Below are 22,302 nucleotides of genomic sequence, written 5' to 3'. Positions count from 1 at the left end.
GCGGGTGCGCGGGGGCTGACCGGGCGGCCCGCTACGGCCTGAGTAGCGCGTACCCGGTCGGGCTTCAGCCCAGATCGGCGTGCTTCTTCGTGATGCGGGCCAGCCATGCCCAGCGGACCAGCCCCCCGACTGCGAGCGAGACGAGGATCGCGCCCCAGTCGATCACGTGGGGGAGGCCGGGGAAGAAGGCGAAGAAGGCGAAGGAGGCGGCGGCGCCGGTGAGAAAGGCGGTGATGCCGGCGCGACGGCGCTTGGCTTCCCACGCGGGTTCCTTGGGGGTGGGCTGGTTGGTCATGTGCGGCTCACTTCGTGATGTGGTGGCACTGGCCGGCCCGGCGAACGCCGTTGACGTTGATGTACGCGCAGGCTTTTCCGTAGCGGGGGAGTTTCTGAGGTGCGTTGTCCCGCATCGGGTTGATCTTGCACTCGGTGTGGGTCTTGCCGCGTGAGGTGCGGTAGATCTTGTTGTCGGTGTCCGCGTAGGTGAAGTCGATGCGCCAGTTGCAGAAACCGGCGTTCAGGGCTCCGACGAAGCCGCAGTCCACGCCGGCGTTCTGGTAGGTGATGTTCTTGCCGTCGCCGCGGATGATGTGGGTGAGCATGCAGCCCGTAGGGACCTTCATCGTGATGCCTCCGACTTGGTAGTCGAAGGTGGCCACGGGCGTCGAGCCGATGGCGCCGGCGTGCGCCTCGGCCGGGGGTAAGACGGCCAGCGCAGCCGTCGCGGCGAGAGCGGCGATGATGTGTGCTGTGGAGCGCTTGCCCATCGGTGTCCCCTTCTGGCGGAGTGTGTCTGCAGATCGGAACTCCTGTCGTCGGTGCCGGGTGCCGGGTGCCGTCCCCGGTGGGCAGTCCACCGCGAAGAGTGATCAGCGGATTGGCAGGCTGACCACCCGTAATCGCCGCCCCGCCCGGATGCCGGGGGCTCGTAGGATGCGCCAGCATGGATTCCGATCGACTTGTTCGGCGCCTCGCGGCCGTGGTGGGGGGTGCGCACGTGCTGACCGATCGCGCGCTGTGTGCCTCGTACGAGACCGACTTCACCGGCCGTTACGCGGGCCGCGCCCGGCTGGTGGTCCGGCCCGGCGACACGGCCCAGGTCGCGGCCGTGGTGCGGCTCTGCGGCGAGGCCGGGGTGGCGGTCGTTCCGCAGGGCGGCAATACCGGGCTGGTCGGCGGTTCCGTCCCCGGCCCCGGCGGTACGGAGGTCGTGCTGTCGGTGCGCCGGCTGGGCGGCATCGGCCCGGTCGACGCGGGAGCGCGGCGGGTGACGGTCGGCGCGGGGGTGGCGCTGGCCGAGCTGCAACGCCATGTCAGGCCGTACGGGTGGGAGTTCGGGGTCGATCTGGCCTCCCGGGACTCGGCCACCCTGGGCGGCATGATCGCGACCAACGCGGGCGGCGAGCGGGTCGTGAAGTACGGCACCACCCGTGCCAACGTGGCCGGCGTGGAGGCCGTCATGGCCGACGGGGGAGTACTGGACCGGCTGGCGGGGCTGCCCAAGGACAACACCGGGTACGACCTGACCGGCCTGCTGGTCGGCAGCGAGGGCACCCTGGCCGTGCTCACCCGGGCCCGGTTGTGCCTGGTCCCGCGGCTGCCCCGGCGGACCACGGCGCTGCTGGCGCTGGACTCGCTCGAAGCGGCCCTCGCGGTCCTGGCGGAGCTGCGCCTGCTGGAGTCGCTGGAGCTGGCCGAGTTCTTCACGGAGGACGGCCTGGCCCTCGTGATGGAGAAGAGCGGGCTCCCCGCGCCCTTCCGCGAGGCCCATCCGGTCTACCTCCTGGTGGAGTGCGCGGGCCGCCGGGACCCGGCCGAGGAGCTCGCGGAGGTTCTGGCGGGGGCCGCCGTACGGGACGTGGCCGTCGGGGTGGATGCCTCCGACGGCCGCCGCCTGGCCGCCTACCGGGAGCGGCACACCGAGGCGGTCAACGCCGCCGGGATCCCGCTGAAGCTCGACGTGACCGTTCCGCTCGCCGAACTGCCCGGCTTCGTCGCCGAGTTGCCCGGGCTGCTGGCGGGCCGGGCCCGTCCGTACCTCTTCGGGCACCTGGCCGAGGGGAACCTCCACGTGAACCTGCTGGAGGTGGCGCCCGCCGACGAGGAGGCGGTCACCGGGGCTGTGCTCGCCCGGGTCGCGGCCGTGGGCGGCAGCATCAGCGCCGAGCACGGGGTCGGCCGGGCCAAGGCCCGCCACCTCCACCTCACCCGCTCCGCCGTCGACATCGCCGCCATGCGCTCGATCAAGGACGCCCTGGACCCGGCGGGCCTGTTCAGCCCGGGGACCCTGCTTCCTCCGCTCGCCCGCCCCGGGACCCGGCGTTAGGTTGGACGGGTGACTGGAAGGTTGCGCGGCAGGGCAGTGGGGGCCGCGGCCATCGGGCTCGTGGTGGTCCCCCTGGGCATCGGCGCGGGGTACGCGTGGGACGGGTCGGCGCCGCCGTCGGCGATGACCACCGCCACAGCCCCCTCCCCCTCCCCCTCCGCGGACGAGTTCCCGCAGCTCACCCCCGCCGTGGCCCGGCAGCTCGACGAGGCCGTCCGGAAGGTGATGGCCGAGGCCCAGGTGCCCGGCGTCCTGGTGTCCCTGTCGGCCCCGGGCAAGGGCGAGTACGTACGGGCCTTCGGCGTGGCGGACAAGGCGACCGGCAGGCCCATGGCCACCGACCTGAACATGCGCATCGGCAGCGAGACCAAGACCTTCACGGTGACGGCCCTGCTGGAGCTGGTGGACAAGGGCGAGGTCGGGCTGGACGACCCGATAGGCAAGTACGTCGACGGCGTCCCGGGCGGCGACCGGATCACCCTGCGCGAGCTGGCGGGGATGCGCAGCGGGCTGTTCAACTACTCGGGCGACGAGGGGTTCTTCAAGGCCCTGACGGCCGATCCCCGGCGGCAGTTCACACCGGAGGAACTGCTCGCGTACGCCTTCCGGCACCCGGTGCAGTTCGAGCCCGGCGCGAAGTTCGAGTACTGCAACACCAACCTGATCCTGCTCGGGCTCGTGGTGGAGAAGGTGAGCGGCCGCAAGCTCGCCGAATACGTCAACGACAACGTCGTGGAGCCGGCCGGCCTGCGGCACACGCTGTTCCCCACCGGCGCGGAGTTCCCGTCCCCGCACGCCCAGGGCTACACGCAGCAGACGGCCTCCGGGAAGACGGAGGACGCGGCCGACTGGAACCCCTCGTACGGCTGGGCCGCCGGCGCGATGATCTCCGACCTGGGTGACATGCGGAAGTGGGCCGAGGTGCTGGCGACCGGCAGGCTGCTCACGCCCGCCACCCAGGCGCAGCGGCTGAAGGTCAGCCCGGCGGGCGACCTGCCCGACACCGGCTACGGCCTGGGCATCTTCAACGTCGAGGGCTGGATCGGGCACAACGGCTCGCTGCCCGGGTACCAGTCGCTGACCGTGTACCTGCCGCAGGCCCGGGCCACGATGGTGGTGCTGCTGAACACGGACATCTCGTACCGGGGATCGGAGCCCAGCTCGCTGTTCGGCAGGGCCATCACCGAGACGGTCACCCCGCGGCACCTCTTCGAACTGCCCGCCGCGCCGGTGACCGGGCAGCACTGACCTCCCTTGACCTCCCGCGCACAATGGTGGCGGCGCGCGGGGTGGACGAGGGAGAACGGCATGGGTCAAGGGACAACGCAGTACGAGGTGAAGGAAGGCTCGGGGGTCGCCCTGCGCGTCGCGGGGGAGGCCGATCTCGACGTCGCGGCCGAGCTGTTCCGCGGGTACCTGGACTTCTACGGCGTCGACATCGCGGCGGACCCGGAGCGTCCGCGCGCCTTCCTCGCGGAGCGGGTCAGGGACGGTGGGTCGCTGGTCCTGCTCGCGGAGGTGCCGGGCGGCGCCGGCACGGTCGGTTTCGCGCAGGTCTACCGGACCTTCTCCTCGCTCTCCATGCGGACCGGGTGGGTCCTGAACGATCTCTACGTCGCTCCGTCCGGCCGCCGCAGCGGCGCGGCCCGGGCGCTGCTGCGCGAGGTGCTGCGCCTGGCGGCGGAGGCCGGGGCGGCCGGTGTGCAGTTGGAGACGGCGTACGACAACCATGTGGCGCAGGGGCTGTACGAGGCGGAGGGCTTCGTCCGCGAGGAGTTCCACCTCTACTTCCACGACCTCGGCCGAAGCTGAAGCTGAAACGGTCGCGGGAAGCGTGAAACATTCCGGTGCCGCCGCGGCGTCATTGGAGTGAGACGGACGCGAGGGGGAGTAAATGCGGCAGGGTCGCAGAGATGGGTTCCGTGAGTTCGCCGCGGGCAGATCGGGTCACCTGTACCGGTCGGCGTGCCTGCTGGCGAGCGGGGACACCCACCTCGCGGAGGATCTGGTCCAGGAGACCCTGGGCCGGATGTACCTGTTGTGGGGGCGGATCTCCCGCATCGACAACCCGGCCGCCTACGCGCAGACGGTCCTGGTACGGGTCTTCCTGTCGCACCAGCGGCGCCGTTCGACGGGGGAGCGCCCGGTCGGGGAGTTTCCCGAGTCGGGGGTCCCGGCCGCGGGCGGCGCCGACCCGGTGCTGCGGCTGACGCTGCTGGAGGCGCTGGGCAGGCTGGCGCCGAAGGACCGGGCGGTGCTGGTGCTGCGGTACTGGGAGGACCGCAGCGTCGAGGAGACCGCCGACGCGATGAACGTCAGCTCGGCGGCGGTGCGCACCAGGACCTCGCGCGCCCTGGCCCGGCTGCGGGACCAACTGGGCGGCTCGTTGGCCGAGTTCGCCCGTCTCTGAGGCCGCGGCCGCCGCTTTGGCCCCTGTCCCTGCTCCGTTGCCCCTTCACGACACCCCTGGATGGAAGGTCTGATTCCGCATGCCCTTTGAAGATGAGCTCGGCGAAGCCCTCCGACGCACCGGGGAAGGGTTCACGGCCGACCGGACGGCCCTCGTGGACGCCGGTGAGCGCCGCGGGCGGCGCCTCGTGGCCCGCCGCCGGGCCGCCGTGATCGGCGGATCGGTCGTCGCCCTCGCGGTGATCGGAACCACCGGCGCCTACACGGGCGGCCTGTTCGGCGGCTCCGGATCCGGCTCGGGCGGCGGTGGCGGCCCGGTGAACGTCGCGGCGCCGCCGACCCTGCCGGGGGAGTCGCCGTGGGAGGCCCGCGAACGGGCGCTGAAGGAGCGCGTCGGCACGGGCGCCGTCTCCGCCGAGCAGCTGGTCAACGTACTCAAGCAGCTCCTGCCGCCCGGGCAGTTGACCGAGACCGACGCGCGGGGCACCGGCGACGAGCGGGGCCCGATGGTCTCCGGAGTCTTCGACGACGGGAAGGGCAAGGGGAGCATCGGCGTCTCCCTCTCCCGGGTGGACCCCAAGGGCGCGATGGCCGCCGAGATGGTGAAGTGCCCCGACAGGGGCCAGCTGGAGTACGACAGCTGCACCTCCGACACGCTCCCGGACGGCTCCAGGCTCCTGCTGTTCCAGGGCTACGAGTACCCCGACCGCCGGGTGGACACCAAGAACTGGCGGGCCACGCTGACGACCCCGCAGGGGTTCCTCGTCGACGTGCAGGAGTACAACTCGGCGGCCCAGAAGGGCAAGCCGATCAGCCGGCCCACGCCGCCGCTGACCATGGCGCAGCTCAAGGCGCTCACCGTCTCGCCGCTGTGGCACCTGGCGCTCAACGACCTGCCGGCCGCCCGGACGGAGGCGGCCCGGCCGCCCGCGGCCACGAAGGTGTCGGCGCCGGACATGCTGGTCGAGCTGTCGGGGAAGTACGGCATGACGGTCGTCGAAAGGGGCGGCGAGGGCGAGTACGGGTACATCGTGCTCGACGACGGCAAGGGCAAGTCGCTCGTACAGGTCAACGTGCAGGCGAACATGGGCGACGAGGTGTTCCGGGCGATGTTCACCGGCCCGGGCAGCAGCACCCTTCCCGACGGCACCCTCGTGAAGGAGGAGGACAAGCCCGGCGAGAAGGGCGGCAAGAACGTGGTCTGGTGGAGCGTGGACACGCTGCGGCCGGACGGCAGGCGGGTGGTGGTCTCCGGCTTCAACACCAACAAGCAGAACAAGCCGGCGACCCGCGAGAAGCCCGCCCTGACCATGCAGCAGCTCAAGGAGATCGCGCTCGACCCGAAGTGGTTCGGCTGAGCGGACGGGGTCACTTCGCGTCGGCGTAGCACTCCACGATCGCCGTCGTGAACGGGAAGCGGACCGGGGTGTCGCCGAAGGTGATCCGGCCGGCGAGGTCGCCGGCGGCGCGGATGGCCTCGGCGACGGCCTCGGCCTCCTCCTGCGGGCAGTGCACGATCACCTCGTCGTGCTGGAAGAACACCAGCTCGGCCCGCATCCCGGCGGTGGCCCGGCGCAGGGCCGCGAGGAGCAGCAGGGCCCAGTCGGCCGCGCTGCCCTGGACCACGAAGTTACGGGTGAACCGGCCGCGGGCCCGGGTGTTGGTCGAGGCGTAGCTCGGGGTGTAGCCCTCGTCCCGTTCCTGGGGGATCCCCGCCTCGCCCTCCTCGGGGGCTTCGGCGGGCGGCGGGCAGGTCCGGCCCAGCCAGGTGCGTACGAGGCGGCCCTCCTCGCCGGCCCGGGCCGCGTCGTCCACGTACGCGACGGCGAGCGGGAAGCGGCGGCGCAGCGCGGCCAGGTTCTTCAGGCCGTCGCCGGAGGTCTGTCCGTACACGGCGCCGAGCACGGCGAGCTTCGCCATCTCCCGGTCGCCGGAGAAGCCCTGGCGGGAGATGGCGGTGTAGAGGTCCTCCGGGCGCCCGGCCACCTCCATGAAGGCGGGGTCGCGGGAGATCGCGGCGAGGACCCGGGGCTCCATCTGGTCGGCGTCCGCGACGACGAGCCGCCAGCCGGGGTCGGCGACCACGGCCCGGCGGATCACCTTGGGGATCTGCAGGGCCCCGCCGCCGTTGGTGACCCAGCGGCCGGTGAGGGTGCCGCCGGGGATGAACTCGGGGCGGAACCGGCCGTCGTGGACCCAGTCGGCGAGCCAGGCCCAGCCGTGGGCGGTGTAGATCCGGTAGAGCTTCTTGAACTCCAGGAGGGGCTCGACGGCCGGGTGGTCGAGGTCCTGGATCTCCCAGCGGCGGGTGGACTTCAGCTTCATCCCGGCCTCGGCGAAGGCCTTGACGACGTCGGCGGGGAGTTCGGGGCGCACGCGCCGGCCGAAGGCCCCGGAGATCCGGTCGGCCAGCTCCGCGAGCCGGCGCGGCTGCCCGCCGCCCGCATACCGCTCCCCGAGGAGGTCGGTGAGCAGGGCGCGGTGCACGTCGGCACGCCAGGGCAGGCCGGCACGGTTCATCTCGGCCGCGACGAGGAACGCGGCGGACTCGGCGGCGGTGAGCAGCCGCATCCGGTCGGGGTGCGCGGTGGCGGCGTGCCGCTTCGCCTGGTCGGCGTGGACGGCGAGCAGCGCTTCGAGCGGTACGGGGGCGGGCTGCGGGTCGAACAGCGAGTCCTGGGTCCCGGGCACGGCCGCGCGCTGCGGCGGATCGGGGGGTACGGGCGCCCCGGTGAGCCGCGCCCAGGCGGCCGCGGCCGAGCGGGGTTCGCCGGAGCGGCCCTCGTGGCCGAGGAGCAGCAGCTCGGCGTCCTCCACGTCGTAGCACCGCTCGACGCGGACGCCGGCGGCGAGCAGGCGGGGGTACACGGCGGCGGTGGACCGCCAGACCCAGCGCGTCCCGGCGGGGGCGGCCCGGACGGCTTCGGCGGGGTCGCGCACGCTGACCCGCCCGCTGACCGGCTCGCTGCCGGGCGCGCTGCCCCGCCCGTCGACCCGCCCGCTGCCCCGCTCGCCCCCGGCGGCCGGGTCCAGGGGCGCGGCGTGCCACCGCCCGTCGCCGTCCTCGGCAAGGGCCCACCGGGGGGTGCGGTCGCTCATGGTTGCGAGTGTCCCACCGGGGTACGACAACGGCCGCTAGTGCCGCGTCGGGCAACGTTCGCCCGTCGCGGGAAACGTTGCCCGACGCGGCACCAGGGACCCGGCGGCCGCCGCGGGGCCGGGGAATTTCGCGGGCGCCGCACGGCGAGGCAAGCTGAGGGGCGTGACAGACCTTGCCGAAATCGTCGACCGCGCGTGCGAAGCAGCCCTCTACAGCCAGGACGACTCCGCGCTCGATGCCGGGGCCTCGCTGCTCGCCGCCGACACCGGCCGGTGGGCGGGCGTGGGCGCGGCGCTCCTCGGCCGCGGGCAGGGTTACGTACGGCAGGCCTGGGAGCGGGGGTGGCGGCCGGCCGACGTGCTGCGGCTCGTACGGCGGGACCTCGGGCAGATCCACCTGGACATCGCGGGCGACCTGATCGCCGGCGAGGCGCGGGCGTACGCGCGGCTGCCCGAGCGGTGGACCGACGCCGAGGTGTGGTGGGAGGACGACGCGCGGTACGGGGAGCAGCTCGCCGCCCGCCGGCGCGTCGACCGGTTCACCCTGGCGAGCGCCGTGCTGGAGGTGTTCCGGCTGCTGATCCGGCTGCCCTCCATCGAACCCGTCGGCCCGGTCCCGGGGGGCCCGGCCGACGCCCTGGAGCAGCACGCGCACATCGAGCCCCGCATGCTCGGGCGGATCCGGGCGCTGCTGGCCAAGGCCGAGGCGACGACGTTCCCGGAGGAGGCGGAGGCGCTCAGCGCCAAGGCGCAGGAGCTGATGGCCCGGCACACCGTCGACGAGGCGCTGCTGGCAGCGAGCGGCAAGGGGCCGGCCCAGGTCCCCGCCGCGTGCCGGATCGGGGTCGAGCCGCCGTACGAGGAGGCCAAGGCGGTGCTGCTCGACGCGGTGGCCGGCGCGAACCGCTGCCGGGCGGTGTGGAACAGCGGCTTCGAGTTCTCCACGGTGGTCGGCTTCGAGAGCGACCTGGAGGCGGTGGAGCTGCTGTACACCTCGCTGCTCGTGCAGGGGACGGCCGCGATGACGCGGGCCGAGGCCGGGCAGCGGGCGGGCGGGCGCAAGCGCACGAAGACGTTCCGGCAGTCGTTCCTGCTGGCCTACGCGAGCCGGCTGGGCCAGCGGCTCGCCGAGACCGCCGAGCACACGGCGGCCGAGACCCCGGACAACCTGCCTGCGCTGGTGGCCCGGGACGTGGCCGTCACCTCGCGGGCGGAGGAGATGTTCCCGCGGACCACCACGACCCGGCTGCGCGGCGCGACCGACCTCGCGGGCTGGGAGGACGGCACGGCGGCCGCCGACCGCGCGCACGTCGGCGGGAACCGGCGCCCGCTGCCCGGGCGCTAGGCGGTCTACCTCGAACCGCGGTCGTCCTCACCGCGCATGGCGCGGGACTCGGCCTTCAGGATGCGCGCCGACTTGCCGAGGGAGCGGGCCATGTCCGGCAGCTTCTTCGAGCCGAAGACGACGAGGCAGACGACGAGGAGGACGACCAGGTGCCAGGGCTCAAGCGCGTTGCGGATCACGTGCGTACTCGCCTTCTCGGGGTGACAGGGGTGATCACCGTCCGATGATCGTCCTTATCGAACCGCTTGTCACCAGACCTGTACAAATCTGAAGAAGTCCTGAAAGCGGATATTCTCGGCGCCATGAGCTGGCTGCGTGCCCTGAAGGACACCGCTCGTACGGGCATGACGGTCGAGCGGACCCGCCTGGAGCCCCTCACCGCGCTGCGGGCCGCCGCCGGGCTCGCCATCGTGATCGGCGCCGGACTGGCGTTCCTGGGGCCCGGATCGGCCGCCAGTTCCGCCTTCGGGGCCTTCATGGCCGCCATCGCCACCTTCCAGAAGAGCTGGCGGCCGCGTCCCGTCCTGGCCCTGGCCGCCGGGCTGACGCTGGCCGTCTCCACCTTCATCGGCTACCTCGTCGGGTCCTCCGACACCTCGCTGTTCCTCGTCCTGCTCGCCGTCTGGTCCTTCGCGGCGAGCCTGATGTGGGCGGCCGGCCCCACCGCCGGGATGATCGCCTCCGGCAACGTCGCGATCATGCTCGTCACCGTCACCCTGCCGACCTCCGTGCCGCAGGCCGCCGGGCACGCCGCGATGATCGCCGCCGGCGGGGTGGTCCAGGCGCTGATGATCATCCTGTTCCCCGTGCGCCGCTGGGGCGCCCAGCGCGACGCCCTGGCCGACGCCCTCGACGACGAGGCCGACTACGCCCGGCGGCTGCGCGACGACCCCGTCGCGCACTTCGACCCGGAGCCCCTGATGCGGGCGCGCGCCGCCGCGACCGTCACCCGCCGCCAGGCGAGGCGGCGCCCCGCCGAACTGCACGGGGCGCGCGGGCTCGCCGAGCGGATCCGGCCGGTGCTGGCCTCGCTCGCCGACCCGGCGGTCGGCGCCCCCGCCGAGGGGCCGGCGCGCGACCGGGTACGGGAACTGCTCGCGGCGGCCGCGTCGGTGCTGGACGCCGCCGCGCGGGCGATCCGGCACGGGGAGCCCGTACGCCTGCCCGCCCCGGCCCTCGCGGTGCTCAAGTCCCCCGACACGCCGGACCTGCTGGAGGGTGCGCCGCTGCGGGCCGCGCGCAGGCTCGCCGCGCTGCTGGACGACGTACTGGAGACGGCCGAGCCCGGTTCCGGGCGGACGGCCGACCCCGGGGAGTCGATGCTGCGGCCCACCCTGCCTGCGCTGGTGCCGATGGTTCTGAAGGCCGTACGGGCCGAACTGCGTCCCGGCTCGCCCATCCTGCGGCACGCCCTGCGCGTCACCGCCGTGGCCTGCGCGGGCTACGTCATCGGCCACGCGCTGCCGTTCGGGCACGCCTACTGGGCCCCGATGGCATCTGTCATGGTGATGCGGCCCGACTTCACCCAGACCTACTCGCGGGCCGTCGCCCGCTTCGGCGGCACCCTGGTCGGGGTGGCCGTGGCCACCGCCGTCGTGCAGCTCGTGCATCCGGGGATGTACCTGTCCGGCTTCCTCGCGGTGCTGAGCGCGGGGCTGATGTACGTGCTGATGCGCACCGGGTACGCCGTCTCGCAGGTCTTCGTCTCCGCGTACGTCGTCTTCCTGCTCGGCATGGGCGGGGTCCGCTGGGACCAGACCGTGCCCGACCGGGTGAGCCTGACCCTGCTCGGCGGCCTGCTGGCGATGCTCGCGTACGCCCTCTACCCGGCCTGGGAGACCCCGCGGCTGCGCACCCGGCTGGCCGACTGGGTCGAGGCGCTCGGCGGGTACGGGGCCGCCGTGCTCGGGCAGTACGCCGACCCGGCCGGGGCCCGGCCCGGCGAGGTGCGCGCGGCGCTGCTCGCGGCCCGGGACGCCCGGATCGCCTGGCAGGAGGCGGTCGACCGCGCCGCGGGGGAGCCGGTGCGCCACCGCGGCATCTCCCGCGCGGCCGCCGACGAGGCGGGGCACGCCCTGGCGGCGCTGGGCCAGGGCGTGATGCTGCTGGAGGCGCACCTCCCGGACCGGGCCCAGGCTCCGGTGCCGGGCGCGGCGGAACTCGCGCTGGCCCTGCGTACGGCTACGCGGGAGGGCGCCAGGGCGGTGCGCGAGCGCCGGGTCCCGCAGTGGGACGGCGTCCGGGAGCTGCTCGCCGGGGACGACGGGGATGACGGGGGCGGCGAGGACGGCGACGGCGCCCGGGCCACGGCCGGGGCCGGGGTCCTGCGCGGGGCCGCGCGGCAGGTCCTGGAGTCGCTGGACGAGGTCTCGGAGGCACTGCGTCCGGCGGCCCGCCAATAGCAGTGCGAGGAGCTGTGATCAAGGGGGCACAGCGCGTGCACGTGCATCTGCCCATGCAGGAGCCTATGAACACAGCTATGATCCGGTGCAGTTGACATCTGCACTATCGGGGGCTTCCTGTGGACCACGCGTACAACGGGATGGCAGCTGCAGAACTCGACGGCGTGACCTGGCAGAAGAGCAGACACAGCAACTCGCAGGGTTCCTGCGTCGAGTTCGCGAAGCTGCCCGGCGGTGATGTCGCCATGCGCAACTCACGCTTTCCGGACGGTCCGGCGCTCGTGTACACGCCGGCCGAGATAGAGGCTCTGCTGCTGGGCGTCAAAGACGGCGAGTTCGACCACCTGATCGGCTGACCGGAAAGGCGCAAAGATCAAGCCTTGCACGTGCACTGGCCGGGACTGATCGAAATGATCAACCCCGGCCAGTTGTCGTATTGAGTGGTATTTGCGCAGACCCGGCGCGCAGTCCTAGTCCTGGAGCATGAACAGGGCCCAGACCACCTTGCCGGTCAGGCGCCCCGCGAGCGGGTGCCAGCCCCAGCTGTCGCTGTAGGAGTCCACGAGGAACAGCCCGCGCCCCGACTCCAGGTCGAAGTTCTCCTCGGTCCGCTCCGGGGCGAACGCCCCGCCCGGCCGGTCCTCGCTGGGATCCCGCACCGCGCACACCAGACGGGTGCTCCACCGCATCAGGTGCAGCCGTACGGGCGGATCCGACTCGGCGCCGCAGCCGCGCGCATCGTCCGGCAGGGCATGGCGCAGCGCGTTGGTGACGAGTTCGGAGACCACGAGGGCCACGTCGTCGAAGCGGTCGTCGAGACCCCACTGGGTGAGCGTCGACCTGGTGAACGAACGGGCGCCCCGCACCGCCTCGTACCGGGCGGGCAGAGCGCAGGAGGCGGACCCGGAGACAGCCGTGGGGTCGACCGGGGGCAGCCCCTGCCGTAACGGCTCGAGCATGGTCGATCCATTCGTCCCCATGCGAGGCACTCCCGGGATTCGCGGGCAGAGCGGCAACTCTGCCCAGAAAGAACTGCGGGGTGGGTCCCGCGCCGGCGCGAAGAGCACGCAGGTGCGCGGCACCATGGTTCCGAATGCGGAAGCCGGATGCAAGGGCAGATGCACGTGCACGCGCCGGACCTGTCCACTCCCGTGACGGTTCTTGCTCATTTCTTCCTACGCATACTTACGGACTTCTTTTCCGGGACGCCGGATTCCGTTACAGAACGAGTACGGACCGATGCGTTTTGGTGGCAGACTGCGGCCCCTGGGGTACGGGGGCCCCGCGACGCACACGCGCACACCACGCGCACACCATTGCGATGGGGAGGGCAGGACTAGTGACCGCAGAAGCCAGCGGTTCTGTGGTGCGCCGCATCCTCCTGGGCTCACAGCTCAGGCGACTCCGAGAATCCCGCGGCATCACCCGTGAGGCGGCCGGCTACTCGATCCGCGCATCCGAATCGAAGATCAGCCGCTTGGAGTTGGGAAGGGTGAGCTTCAAGGCCAGAGACGTCGAGGACCTCCTCACGCTCTACGGAGTCACGGACAGCGCCGAGCGGGAGTCCCTCCTGGGACTGGTCCGCGAGGCCAACGCGACCGGCTGGTGGCACAGTTACGGCGACGTGCTGCCCGGGTGGTTCCAGACGTACATCGGCCTGGAGGGTGCGGCCTCGCTCATCCGCATCTACGAAGTGCAGTTCGTGCACGGCCTGTTGCAGACGGAGGCCTACGCCCAGGCCGTCGTCAGTCGCGGCATGCCGGGTGCCACCCGCGCCGAGATCGACCGGCGCGTGGCCCTGCGCCTGGAGCGCCAGAAGGTACTGGTCTCCGAGAACGCCCCCGTCTTCCACGCCGTGCTCGACGAAGCCGCGCTGCGCCGCCCGTACGGCGACCGCGACGTGATGCGCGGCCAGTTGGAGCACCTCATCGAGGTCTCCCAGCGGCCGAACGTGCAGCTTCAGGTGATGCCGTTCTCCTTCGGCGGCCACGCCGGGGAGAGCGGGGCCTTCACCCTGCTGCGCTTCCCCGAGTCCGATCTGCAGGACATCGTCTATCTGGAACAGCTCACCAGTGCCCTCTACCTCGACAAAGACGAGGAAGTGGGGCAGTACGGAAGGGCGATGGAGCGGTTGCAGGCCGACTGCCCCGACCCCGACCAAACCCGGGATCTCCTCCGTGGCCTGCTTCAACTGTCTTGATACGCACGTAGTATGACGTCTGATCAGTGCATGATGACCGATCGGTCTCCGGTGCAGCGCAAGGGTGCGCGCTCGCAGTAAGGGATGGCATGTCCATATTCGAGGACCTGGCTCACCAGTACATCGACGGCGAATGGCTGGCCGGCACCGGTTCGTGGGACATCATCGACGTCAACCCGTACAACGGGGAGAAGCTCGCGGCCATCACCGTGGCCACCGTCGAGCAGGTGGACCAGGCCTACCGCGGTGCCGAGCGCGCCCAGAAGGAATGGGCGGCCACCAGCCCCTACACCAGACGCGCGGTCCTGGAGCGCGCCCTGCGGATCACCGAGGAGCGCGAGAAGGAGATCGTCGAGGCGATGATCGACGAGCTCGGCGGGACCCGTCCCAAGGCCGAGTACGAGGTCCACCTCGCCATGGAGTTCCTCCGCGAGGCCATGCAGCTCGCCGTCCGCCCCGAGGGCCGCATCCTGCCCTCGCTCGTGGCGGGCAAGGAGAACCGGGTCCAGCGCCTCCCGGTCGGCGTCATCGCCGTGATCAGCCCCTTCAACTTCCCGTTCCTGGTCACCCTGAAGTCGGTCGCCCCGGCCCTCGCCCTGGGCAACGCGGTCGTCATCAAGCCCAACCAGAACGCCCCCGTCGTCGGCGGCGGGCTCATCGCCAAGATCTTCGAGGACGCCGGGCTCCCGGCCGGACTGCTCAACGTCCTGGTCACCGACATCGCCGAGATAGGCGACGCGCTCCTGACCCACCCCGTGCCCAGGGTCATCTCCTTCGCCGGCTCCGACCGGGTCGGCCGGCACGTCGGAGCGGTCGCCGCCCGCCACTTCAAGCGGACCGTGCTGGAGCTCAGCGGCAACAGCGCGCTGGTCGTCCTCGACGACGCCGACCTCGACTACGCGGTGGAGGCGGCGGTCTTCAGCCGCTTCGTCTACCAGGGCCAGGTCTGCATGGCGGCCAACCGCATCCTGGTCGACGCGGCCGTGGCCGAGGAGTTCACCGAGAAGTTCACCGCCCGCGTGCGCGGCCTGAGAACCGGTGACCCGCACGAGGCCGACACCCACATCGGCCCCCTGATCAACTCCTTCCAGGCCGACGCCCTGACCGCCCTGGTCGACCGCGCCGTCGAATCCGGGGCGCAGGCGCTCGTACGGGGATCTACGCGCGGCAACCTGGTCGAGCCGACGGTGCTGGCCGGGCTCCCCGAGGACTCCCCGCTGCTGGGCCAGGAGATCTTCGGCCCGGTGGCGCTGCTGGTGGTCTTCGACGGCGAGGACGAGGCCGTACGGCTGACCAACGCGACCCCGTACGGCCTCAGCGGAGCCGTGCACACGCGGGACGTGGAGCGCGGGGTGCGCTTCGCGCAGCGGATCGAGACGGGGATGATCCACGTCAACGACTCCACGATCGGGGACGAGCCGCTGGCCGCCTTCGGCGGGGAGAAGGCCTCCGGCCTGGGCCGGCTCAACGGCGAGGCCACGGTGGAGGCCTTCACCACGCAGAAATGGATCTCCGTTCAGCACGGTAGGACCCGTTTCCCCTTCTAGACACCCCTAGACTCGGGCGGGTCAGGCAGGACGCGTCCCGGGGGAGCCGAGTTGAGCAACATACCGGAGACCGGTCGGACGCCCCGGGTCCAGAACCGGCTCGTCATGATCCAGATCGTGGTGTTCTCGCTGCTGCTGACCCTCGGCGGACGGCTCTGGTACCTGCAGATACGCAATGGCCAGGAGTACACGGACGAGGCGAAGAACAACCACACCCAGCAGGTCGTCCAGCCCGCCGTGCGCGGCGCCATCCTCGACTCCCGCGGGGTACCGCTCGCGGACAACGAGACCCGCATGGTGGTCTCCGCGAGCCGCACCGAGCTGTCGAAGATGAAGGACCGCGGCAAGGGCGTTCTGACCCACCTCGCCGAGGTGTTGGGCCTCGATCCCGAGGACGTGGTCAACGGCGTCCGGCTGTGCGACGCCAAAACCCCCAAGCCCTGCTGGAACGGCTCCCCGTACCAGCCGATCCCCGTCACCGACGAGGCGACGACCGAGCAGGTCCTGGAGATACGGGAGCACGCCGAGCAGTTCCCCGGCATCACCGCCGAGCCCACGGCCCTGCGCCGCTACGCCGGCCCCGACGGTGCGAACACCTCCCAGGTGCTCGGCTACCTCTCGCCGGTGACCGACGAGGAGATCGCCAAGGCGAAGCACTCCGACTCCCCGTACCTGCGCTCCGACCAGGTGGGCCGCTCGGGCCTGGAGCGTACGTACGACAAGGAGCTGCGCGGCAAGGCGGGCATCACGCGCTACGAGGTGGACAACCTCGGGCGCGTCATCGGCGAGGGCGCGAGCGACAAGGCGCTGCCCGGGGCGAACATCGTGACCTCGATCGACTCGCGCGTGCAGGCGGTCGCCGAGCGCGAGCTGTACAACGCGATGCTCGAAGCCCGGAAGGGGTACGACAAGAACACCCGGCGCAACTACGAGGCGGACTCGGGCGCGGTCGTGGTGATGGAGGCGAAGACCGGCCGGGTCGTGGCGATGGCGTCGAACCCGACGTACGACCCGAACGCGTGGGTCGGCGGCATCTCGGCCAAGGACTACGCGGGGCTCACCGACAAGGAGTCCAACTACCCGCTGCTGAACCGGGCGATCCAGGGCCAGGCGGCCCCCGGCTCGGTCTTCAAGGTGGTCTCGTCGACCGCGGCGGTCAATGCCGGGTACCCCTTCAACGCCCGCTACGGCTGCCCGAGCTCGTACTCGGTGGGGAACCAGACCTTCACGAACTTCGAGTCCCAGGGCTACGGCGACATCACGATCGGCCGGGCGCTGGAGGTCTCCTGCGACACCGTCTACTACGGCATCGCGGACAAGGAGTGGAAGAAGGACGGCGGGATCAACCCGAAGAAGAACCCGAGCGACTGGTTCTTCAAGACGGCCCACGAGTTCGGCCTGGGCAGGCCCACGGGCATCGACCTGCCGAACGAGGTGCCCGGCCGGGTCCCCGACCGGCAGTGGAAGAAGGACTTCTTCGAGGCGAACAAGGCCGCGTGGTGCCGGGACGGCAAGAAGGACGGCTCCTTCGCCGAGAAGATCGCCTACGAGAACTGCCGCCAGGGCAACCAGCTGCGCGAGGGCGACGCGATCAACTACTCGATCGGCCAGGGCGACACCCTCGTCACGCCGATCCAGATGGCGTCGGTCTACGCGGCCATCGCCAACGGCGGCACCCTGCACCAGCCCAGCATCGGCAAGGCCGTGGTCAGCGCCGACGGCACCTCGGTGAAGGAGATCGCGCCGAAGGAGCAGGGCAGGCTGCCGATGGACGCGAAGCTCCGCGACGACATCGACGGCGCGCTGGCCGACGTGGCCACCACCGGCAGCGCCGCCTGGCGCTTCGGCGGCTGGCCGCAGAAGCAGATCCCCATGCACGCCAAGACCGGCACCGCAGAGGTCCAGGGCAAGCAGACGACCTCGTGGTTCGCCTCGTACACCGAGGACTACTCGATCGTGATGACGATCTCGCAGGGCGGCACCGGCTCCGGGGCCTCGGGCCCGGCGGTCCGCAAGATCTACGAGGCGATGTACGGGCTGGACCCGACGGGCAAGCAGGACCTCTCCAAGGCCCTGCTCCCGAAGCCGGCCACCGAGCTGCCCGCCGTTCGCCCGGACGGAGAAAACACCCCGCGTTGAGGACAGAAGCTGACCGCAAGGCTTCGTAACGTGGTTCCTGTCAGCGGGAGAGACACCCCAACACAGAAGGTGGTCACGTCATGGCTCAGATTTCCACGGAGATCCTCGGCGACGAGCGCGGCACGCTCCTGTCCTTCGTCGAGGCCCAGCGCACCGCGATCCGCGAAGCGGTGGAGGGGCTGAGCGAGGAGCAGGCGGCGAGCCGCCCCAGCGCCAGCGAGCTCTCGCTGTCCGGGCTGCTCAAGCACGTGGCCGAGGTGGAGCTGGGCTGGCTGCGGATGGCGCAGCAGCAGCCGAACGAGCGGCAGCGTCCCATGGAGCAGTGGGGCGAGGGCTTCCGGCTGACCGAGGAGGAGAGCATCCCGGCGGTCCTGGCCTTCTGGGACGGGGTCAGGGAGGAGACGGAGGCCTTCGTCGCCGCCCTCCCGAGCCTGGACGACACCTTCCCGCTCCCGCCGGCGCCCTGGTTCCCCGAGAACGGCAAGGTCTCGATGCGCTGGATGCTCCTGCACCTCGTGGAGGAGTTCGCCCGGCACGCGGGCCACGCGGACATCGTCCGCGAATCCATCGACGGAACGAAGGCCATGGGCTAGGGCCGGGCCGGGCCGGGCCGGGGCGAGGGCAGGGGCCGGGGCTGTGTTGGCTAGCCTGGCCGCATGTCAGCGATTCGGCTTCTTGTCCTCGGCGCGGTCCGCCAGCACGGGCGGGCCCACGGGTACCAGGTGCGGGCCGACCTGGAGTACTGGGGCGCCCACGAGTGGTCGAACACCAAGCCGGGGTCGATCTACCACGCGCTCAAGCAGATGGCGAAGCAGGGCGTGCTGCTGGCCCACGAGGTCGCACCGTCCGCGGCGGGGGGTCCGCCGCGGACGGAGTACGAGCTGACGGACGCGGGCCGCGCGGAGTACTTCAAGCTGCTCCGCGAGGCCCTGTGCACGTACGGCCAGAAGACGGACGTGCTCTCGGCGGCGATCGGCTTCATGGTCGACCTGCCGCGCGGTGAGGTGCTGGAGCTGCTGCGCGAGCGGCTGGCGAAGCTGGCCGGCTGGCGGTCGTCGGTGACCGAGCACTACACCCCCGAGGGCGGCCCGGAGCAGCTGGGCCACATCGGGGAGATCATGCACATGTGGGTCCACTCGGCGGACGCCGAGGCGCAGTGGACCCGGGGGCTGATCGAGCGGATCGAAGGCGGGGCGTACTCCTTCGCGGGTGAGGGCGGCGATCCGTTCGAGGGGGTCCTGGCGGAGAGCCAGGAGACCCCCTACGTGTAATCAAGTTTGACTAGCCGGGTTTCCCGGCGTATCTTCACCCATCCAACTACTCAAGTTTGATTACTGAGGAGTGATCTTGGCGATCTCCGTCGAAGTCGAGGGAGTCCACAAGCGGTACGGCGGGAAGCAGGCCCTGGCCGGGCTCGACCTGGAAGTGCGCACGGGGACCGTCCACGCGGTCCTCGGCCCCAACGGTGCGGGCAAGACCACGGCCGTACGCATCATGAGCACCCTGCTGCGGCACGACGAGGGTGTGGTCCGGGTGGCGGGCCACGACGTACGGACGGACGCGGCGGCCGTCCGCGCCCGGATCGGGCTGCTCGGCCAGCACGCGGCGCTCGACGAGCAGCTGGACGGGCGGCAGAACCTGGAGATGTTCGGCCGACTCCACCACCTGGGCGCGCGGCGGGCCGGACTGCGGGCGGACGCGCTGCTGGAGCGCTTCGGCCTCGCGGACACCGGCCGGCGGCCCGTGGGCCGCTACAGCGGCGGCATGCGGCGCCGGCTCGACCTGGCGGCGTCGTTCATCGGCAACGGGGACGGCGGCGACCCGGAGGTGCTGTTCCTGGACGAGCCGACCACCGGCCTCGACCCGCGCGGCCGTGCGGAGGTGTGGAGCGCGGTCCGCTCGATGGTGGGCGGGGGCACGACCGTACTGCTGACCACGCAGTACCTGGAGGAGGCCGACCAGCTGGCGGACCGCATCACGCTGATCGACGGCGGACGGGTGGCGGCCGAGGGCACGGCGGACGAGCTGAAGGCGAGCGTCGGGGCGGACCGGATCGTGCTCGTCCTGCGGGACGCGGCCCAACTGGCGCGGGCGGCGGCCCTGCTGGCGGACGCGACCGGGGACCCGTACGGGAACCTGGACGGGGACCTGTACGGGAACCCGTCCGCCGACCCGGACACCCTGACGCTGAGCCTGCCGGTGCGGGACCGGATGGCGGGCCTGACCCGGACGCTGCGCGTCCTGGAGGAGGCGGGCATCGAGGCGGCGGACCTCTCGGTGCGGCGGCCCACGCTGGACGAGGCCTTCCTGCACCTGACCGACGGCATCGGACGCACCGGAACGGAGGTGGCGGCATGAGCGCGGCCTGGGTGGTCTCGGACTCCTGGACGATGACCCGGCGCGAGCTCGCGCACTGGGCGCGGCAGCCCGTACAGGTGGTCGTCGGCCTGGTCTTCCCGGTGATGCTGCTGCTGATGTTCGGCTTCCTGATCGGCGGCGGCCGCGGGATCGACGGCGAGTACGTCGAATTCCTGGTGCCGGGGATGTTCGCGCTGACCATGGCCTTCGGCCTGGAGTCGACCATGACGGCGGTCACCCGCGACCTGGAGCGCGGGGTGATCGACCGCTTCCGCGCGATGCCGATGTCCTCCTCGGCGGTGCTGGTGGGCCGCAGCGCGGCGGACATGCTCCAGTCGGCGGTGGGCCTGCTGGTCCTCGGCGGGGTCGGCCTGCTGCTGGGCTGGCGCTGGCACGGATCGGCGGCGGCCGCCCTGCTCGGCTGCGCCCTGCTGCTCCTGTTCCGGCTCGCGATGCTGTGGATCGGCATCTACCTCGGCATGGTCGCGGGGCGGCCCGAGCTGGTGCAGGCGGTGCAGATTCTGGTCTGGCCGGTGGGTTTCCTGTCCAACGCGTTCGCCACGCCGGAGTCGATGCCGGGCTGGCTGGGCGCGGTGGTCGAATGGAACCCGATGTCGGCGACGGCCACGGCGGTGCGCGACCTGTTCGGCAACCCGGCGGCGGCGCCCCCGTCGTGGGCCTCGGACCACGCGGCGCTGCTGGCCGTGGTCTGGCCGGTGGTGCTGCTGGCGGTCTTCTTCCCGCTGGCGGTGGGGCGCTTCCGCGGCCTGAGCCGGTAGGCCGCGCAAGCGGGCTTGCACCTCACGCCGCGTGAGGGAGCACAGTCAAGGGCGTACCCAACCAGAGGAGCGGACGGAAATGGGCTACTCAGTGGGCCAGGTCGCCGGATTCGCCGGAGTCACGGTGCGCACCCTGCACCACTACGACGAGATCGGGCTGCTCTCCCCGAGCGGCCGCAGCCACGCGGGACACCGGCGGTACGACGACGCCGACCTCGACCGGCTGCAGCGGATCCTGTTCTACCGGGAGCTCGGCTTCCCGCTCGAAGAGGTCTCGGTCCTGCTGGACGACCCGGACTCGGACCCGAGGGAGCACCTGCGCCGGCAGCACGCCCTCCTGTCCGACCGGATCGCCCGGCTCCAGCAGATGGCCAGGGCCGTTGAGCACGCCATGGAGGCGAAGAAGATGGGCATCAACCTCACGCCCGAGGAGAAGTTCGAGGTCTTCGGGGACTTCGACCCCGACCAGTACGCGGCGGAGGCCGAGCAGCGCTGGGGCGGCACCGACGCCTACAAGGAGTCCGCCCGCCGCGCGGCCTCTTACACGAAGGAGGACTGGCAGCGGATCCAGGACGAGGCGGACGACCTCAACCGGCGGCTCGTCGCGCTCATGGACTCCGGCGCGGCGGCCGACGGTGAGCAGGCCATGGACCTGGCCGAGGAACACCGCGGCTGGATCGGCACGAACCACTACGACTGCTCGTACGAGATGCACACCTGCCTGGGTGAGATGTATGTCGCAGACGAGCGCTTCACGGCGTTCTACGACGGCATCCGCCCTGGTCTGGCGGTTTTCCTGCGTGACGCGATCATGGCGAACGCGGTGCGCGGCGTCTAGGCGGCGAGTTTCCCGCACGGCCCCCTCCGGTGACTGGAACCAGGCGGGGGCCGTGTGCGTTCATAATTGGAACCACCTGTCGCGTTCCCGCACACCGCCGACACCCCCCGATCCAGGAGAGCCCGGAACTCGTGTACACGCTTGCGCTCGGCCCTGAGTGGCTGTCCCCGGACTACCTGATCTCGCATTTCGGCCTGATCGGCATCCTGGTCATCGTCTTCGCGGAATCGGGCCTCTTCGCCTTCCTGCCCGGTGACTCCCTGCTGTTCACGGCCGGCCTGCTGGTCGCGAACGGCGAGTACATCAAGCAGCCGCTGTGGCTCGTCTGCACGCTGATCGTGGCCGCGGCGATCATCGGTGACCAGGTCGGCTACCTGATCGGCAAGTACTTCGGCCCGAAGCTCTTCAACAAGCCGAACTCGAAGCTCTTCAAGCGGGAGAACCTCGACGCCGCGCACGACTTCATGGAGAAGCACGGCCCCAAGGCCATCGTGCTCGCCCGCTTCGTGCCGATCATCCGCACCTTCGCGCCGATGGTCGCGGGCGCCGGCGCGATGAAGTACCGCACCTTCCTGACGTACAACATCATCGGCGGCATCGCGTGGGGTGCGGGTGTCACCTGCCTCGGCTACAAGCTCGGCCAGTTCGACGTCATCAAGAACAACATCGAGCCGATCTTCATCGGCATCGTCCTGGTCTCCGTCATCCCGGTGGTCTTCGAGGTGCTGAAGGCCCGCAAGGAGCGCAAGAACAAGCCCGCGGCGGAGCCCGTGCCGGCGTCGGCCGAGGGCGGCGAGGACGACCCGCAGACCCCGGGCCCGCGCGGCGGCCGCCACGCCAAGCGCTGACCTGTACGGAGC

At 71.6% G+C, this 22,302-nt stretch carries 21 protein-coding genes and 1 pseudogene; 17 read left to right on the top strand and 5 right to left on the bottom strand.

The annotated features are described in order from the left end of the window. Positions 1–64: 64 nt before the first annotated feature. Together AB0M99_RS25185 and AB0M99_RS25180 are read right to left on the bottom strand one after the other, a co-directional pair. The gene (locus tag AB0M99_RS25185; protein ID WP_365924084.1) at positions 65–295 is read right to left on the bottom strand and encodes a hypothetical protein; all 231 of its coding nucleotides are present in this window, start codon (positions 293–295) and stop codon (positions 65–67) included. Between the two features lie 7 nt (positions 296–302). After that, positions 303–767: a hypothetical protein gene (locus AB0M99_RS25180; protein ID WP_365924081.1), complete on the bottom strand. Its 465-nt coding sequence runs from the start codon at positions 765–767 to the stop codon at positions 303–305. Positions 768–997: 230 nt separating this feature from the next. Between AB0M99_RS25180 and AB0M99_RS25175 the strand changes: the two genes are divergently transcribed. The 5 genes from AB0M99_RS25175 (at position 998) to AB0M99_RS25155 (ending at position 6,093) form a co-directional block, all read left to right on the top strand. After that, a complete protein-coding gene (locus AB0M99_RS25175) occupies positions 998–2,326 on the top strand; it encodes an FAD-binding oxidoreductase (RefSeq protein WP_365924079.1) in 1,329 nt (442 codons plus the stop codon). Between the two features lie 9 nt (positions 2,327–2,335). Continuing rightward, complete coding sequence (locus AB0M99_RS25170) at positions 2,336–3,574, top strand: serine hydrolase domain-containing protein (RefSeq protein ID WP_365924077.1); 1,239 nt, start codon at positions 2,336–2,338, stop codon at positions 3,572–3,574. A 60-nt stretch (positions 3,575–3,634) separates the two neighbouring features. Continuing rightward, positions 3,635–4,138 (top strand): N-acetyltransferase, encoded by a 504-nt coding sequence (locus tag AB0M99_RS25165; protein ID WP_365924075.1) that lies wholly within the window; start codon positions 3,635–3,637, stop codon positions 4,136–4,138. A gap of 82 nt (positions 4,139–4,220) precedes the next feature. After that, positions 4,221–4,736 carry a SigE family RNA polymerase sigma factor gene (locus AB0M99_RS25160; RefSeq protein ID WP_365924073.1) on the top strand — a complete coding sequence of 172 codons (516 nt, stop codon included), beginning with the start codon at positions 4,221–4,223 and terminating at the stop codon, positions 4,734–4,736. 79 nt (positions 4,737–4,815) lie between these two features. Beyond that, positions 4,816–6,093: a hypothetical protein gene (locus AB0M99_RS25155; protein WP_365924071.1), complete on the top strand. Its 1,278-nt coding sequence runs from the start codon at positions 4,816–4,818 to the stop codon at positions 6,091–6,093. 10 nt (positions 6,094–6,103) lie between these two features. Here the strand turns inward: AB0M99_RS25155 and AB0M99_RS25150 are convergent, their stop codons facing one another. After that, a complete protein-coding gene (locus AB0M99_RS25150; protein ID WP_365924069.1) occupies positions 6,104–7,834 on the bottom strand; it encodes a bifunctional 3'-5' exonuclease/DNA polymerase in 1,731 nt (576 codons plus the stop codon). Between the two features lie 163 nt (positions 7,835–7,997). On the opposite strand from AB0M99_RS25150, the gene AB0M99_RS25145 reads away from it, so the two are divergent. Then, positions 7,998–9,179 (top strand): DUF2786 domain-containing protein, encoded by a 1,182-nt coding sequence (locus AB0M99_RS25145; RefSeq protein ID WP_365924067.1) that lies wholly within the window; start codon positions 7,998–8,000, stop codon positions 9,177–9,179. Between the two features lie 5 nt (positions 9,180–9,184). Here AB0M99_RS25145 and tatA read toward each other — a convergent pair whose 3' ends face one another. Beyond that, positions 9,185–9,358, bottom strand: coding sequence for a Sec-independent protein translocase subunit TatA (tatA, locus tag AB0M99_RS25140; RefSeq protein ID WP_365924065.1), 174 nt, complete (start codon positions 9,356–9,358; stop codon positions 9,185–9,187). Between the two features lie 123 nt (positions 9,359–9,481). On the opposite strand from tatA, the gene AB0M99_RS25135 reads away from it, so the two are divergent. Both AB0M99_RS25135 and AB0M99_RS25130 read left to right on the top strand, forming a co-directional pair. Next, positions 9,482–11,581 carry an FUSC family protein gene (locus tag AB0M99_RS25135; RefSeq protein WP_365924063.1) on the top strand — a complete coding sequence of 700 codons (2,100 nt, stop codon included), beginning with the start codon at positions 9,482–9,484 and terminating at the stop codon, positions 11,579–11,581. A 119-nt stretch (positions 11,582–11,700) separates the two neighbouring features. Then, positions 11,701–11,937, top strand: coding sequence for a DUF397 domain-containing protein (locus AB0M99_RS25130; RefSeq protein ID WP_215011402.1), 237 nt, complete (start codon positions 11,701–11,703; stop codon positions 11,935–11,937). 114 nt (positions 11,938–12,051) lie between these two features. Here the strand turns inward: AB0M99_RS25130 and AB0M99_RS25125 are convergent, their stop codons facing one another. Then, positions 12,052–12,561, bottom strand: coding sequence for an ATP-binding protein (locus AB0M99_RS25125; protein WP_365924061.1), 510 nt, complete (start codon positions 12,559–12,561; stop codon positions 12,052–12,054). 341 nt (positions 12,562–12,902) lie between these two features. Between AB0M99_RS25125 and AB0M99_RS25120 the strand changes: the two genes are divergently transcribed. The 9 genes and pseudogenes from AB0M99_RS25120 to AB0M99_RS25080 form a co-directional block, all read left to right on the top strand. Continuing rightward, the gene (locus AB0M99_RS25120) at positions 12,903–13,781 is read left to right on the top strand and encodes a helix-turn-helix transcriptional regulator (RefSeq protein ID WP_365924059.1); all 879 of its coding nucleotides are present in this window, start codon (positions 12,903–12,905) and stop codon (positions 13,779–13,781) included. A gap of 89 nt (positions 13,782–13,870) precedes the next feature. Next, positions 13,871–15,328: an aldehyde dehydrogenase family protein gene (locus AB0M99_RS25115; protein ID WP_365924057.1), complete on the top strand. Its 1,458-nt coding sequence runs from the start codon at positions 13,871–13,873 to the stop codon at positions 15,326–15,328. A 51-nt stretch (positions 15,329–15,379) separates the two neighbouring features. Then, on the top strand, positions 15,380–17,467 hold the full coding sequence (gene mrdA / locus AB0M99_RS25110; RefSeq protein WP_365924055.1) for a penicillin-binding protein 2: 2,088 nt from the start codon (positions 15,380–15,382) through the stop codon (positions 17,465–17,467). Between the two features lie 80 nt (positions 17,468–17,547). Further along, positions 17,548–18,060, top strand: coding sequence for a DinB family protein (locus AB0M99_RS25105; protein WP_365924053.1), 513 nt, complete (start codon positions 17,548–17,550; stop codon positions 18,058–18,060). 63 nt (positions 18,061–18,123) lie between these two features. Next, complete coding sequence (locus AB0M99_RS25100) at positions 18,124–18,738, top strand: PadR family transcriptional regulator (protein WP_365924051.1); 615 nt, start codon at positions 18,124–18,126, stop codon at positions 18,736–18,738. 76 nt (positions 18,739–18,814) lie between these two features. After that, entirely contained in the window at positions 18,815–19,825 is a 1,011-nt protein-coding gene (locus AB0M99_RS25095) for an ATP-binding cassette domain-containing protein (protein WP_365924049.1), read from the top strand. After that, a complete protein-coding gene (locus AB0M99_RS25090; RefSeq protein WP_365924047.1) occupies positions 19,822–20,604 on the top strand; it encodes an ABC transporter permease in 783 nt (260 codons plus the stop codon). Before AB0M99_RS25095 ends, AB0M99_RS25090 begins: the two co-directional genes overlap by 4 nt. 79 nt (positions 20,605–20,683) lie before the next feature. Continuing rightward, positions 20,684–21,442, top strand: coding sequence for a MerR family transcriptional regulator (locus AB0M99_RS25085; protein WP_365924045.1), 759 nt, complete (start codon positions 20,684–20,686; stop codon positions 21,440–21,442). A gap of 131 nt (positions 21,443–21,573) precedes the next feature. Beyond that, positions 21,574–22,191 (top strand): annotated as a pseudogene (locus tag AB0M99_RS25080) (VTT domain-containing protein); the annotation flags it as partial. Between the last annotated feature and the right edge of the window lie 111 nt (positions 22,192–22,302).

Origin of the sequence: Streptomyces sp. NPDC051183, from assembly GCF_040682455.1 — a bacterium.
In the GTDB taxonomy this organism is placed as follows: domain Bacteria; phylum Actinomycetota; class Actinomycetes; order Streptomycetales; family Streptomycetaceae; genus Streptomyces.
Note: the sequence above shows the minus strand (reverse complement) of the source record. Positions and strands in the feature narration are given on the sequence as shown.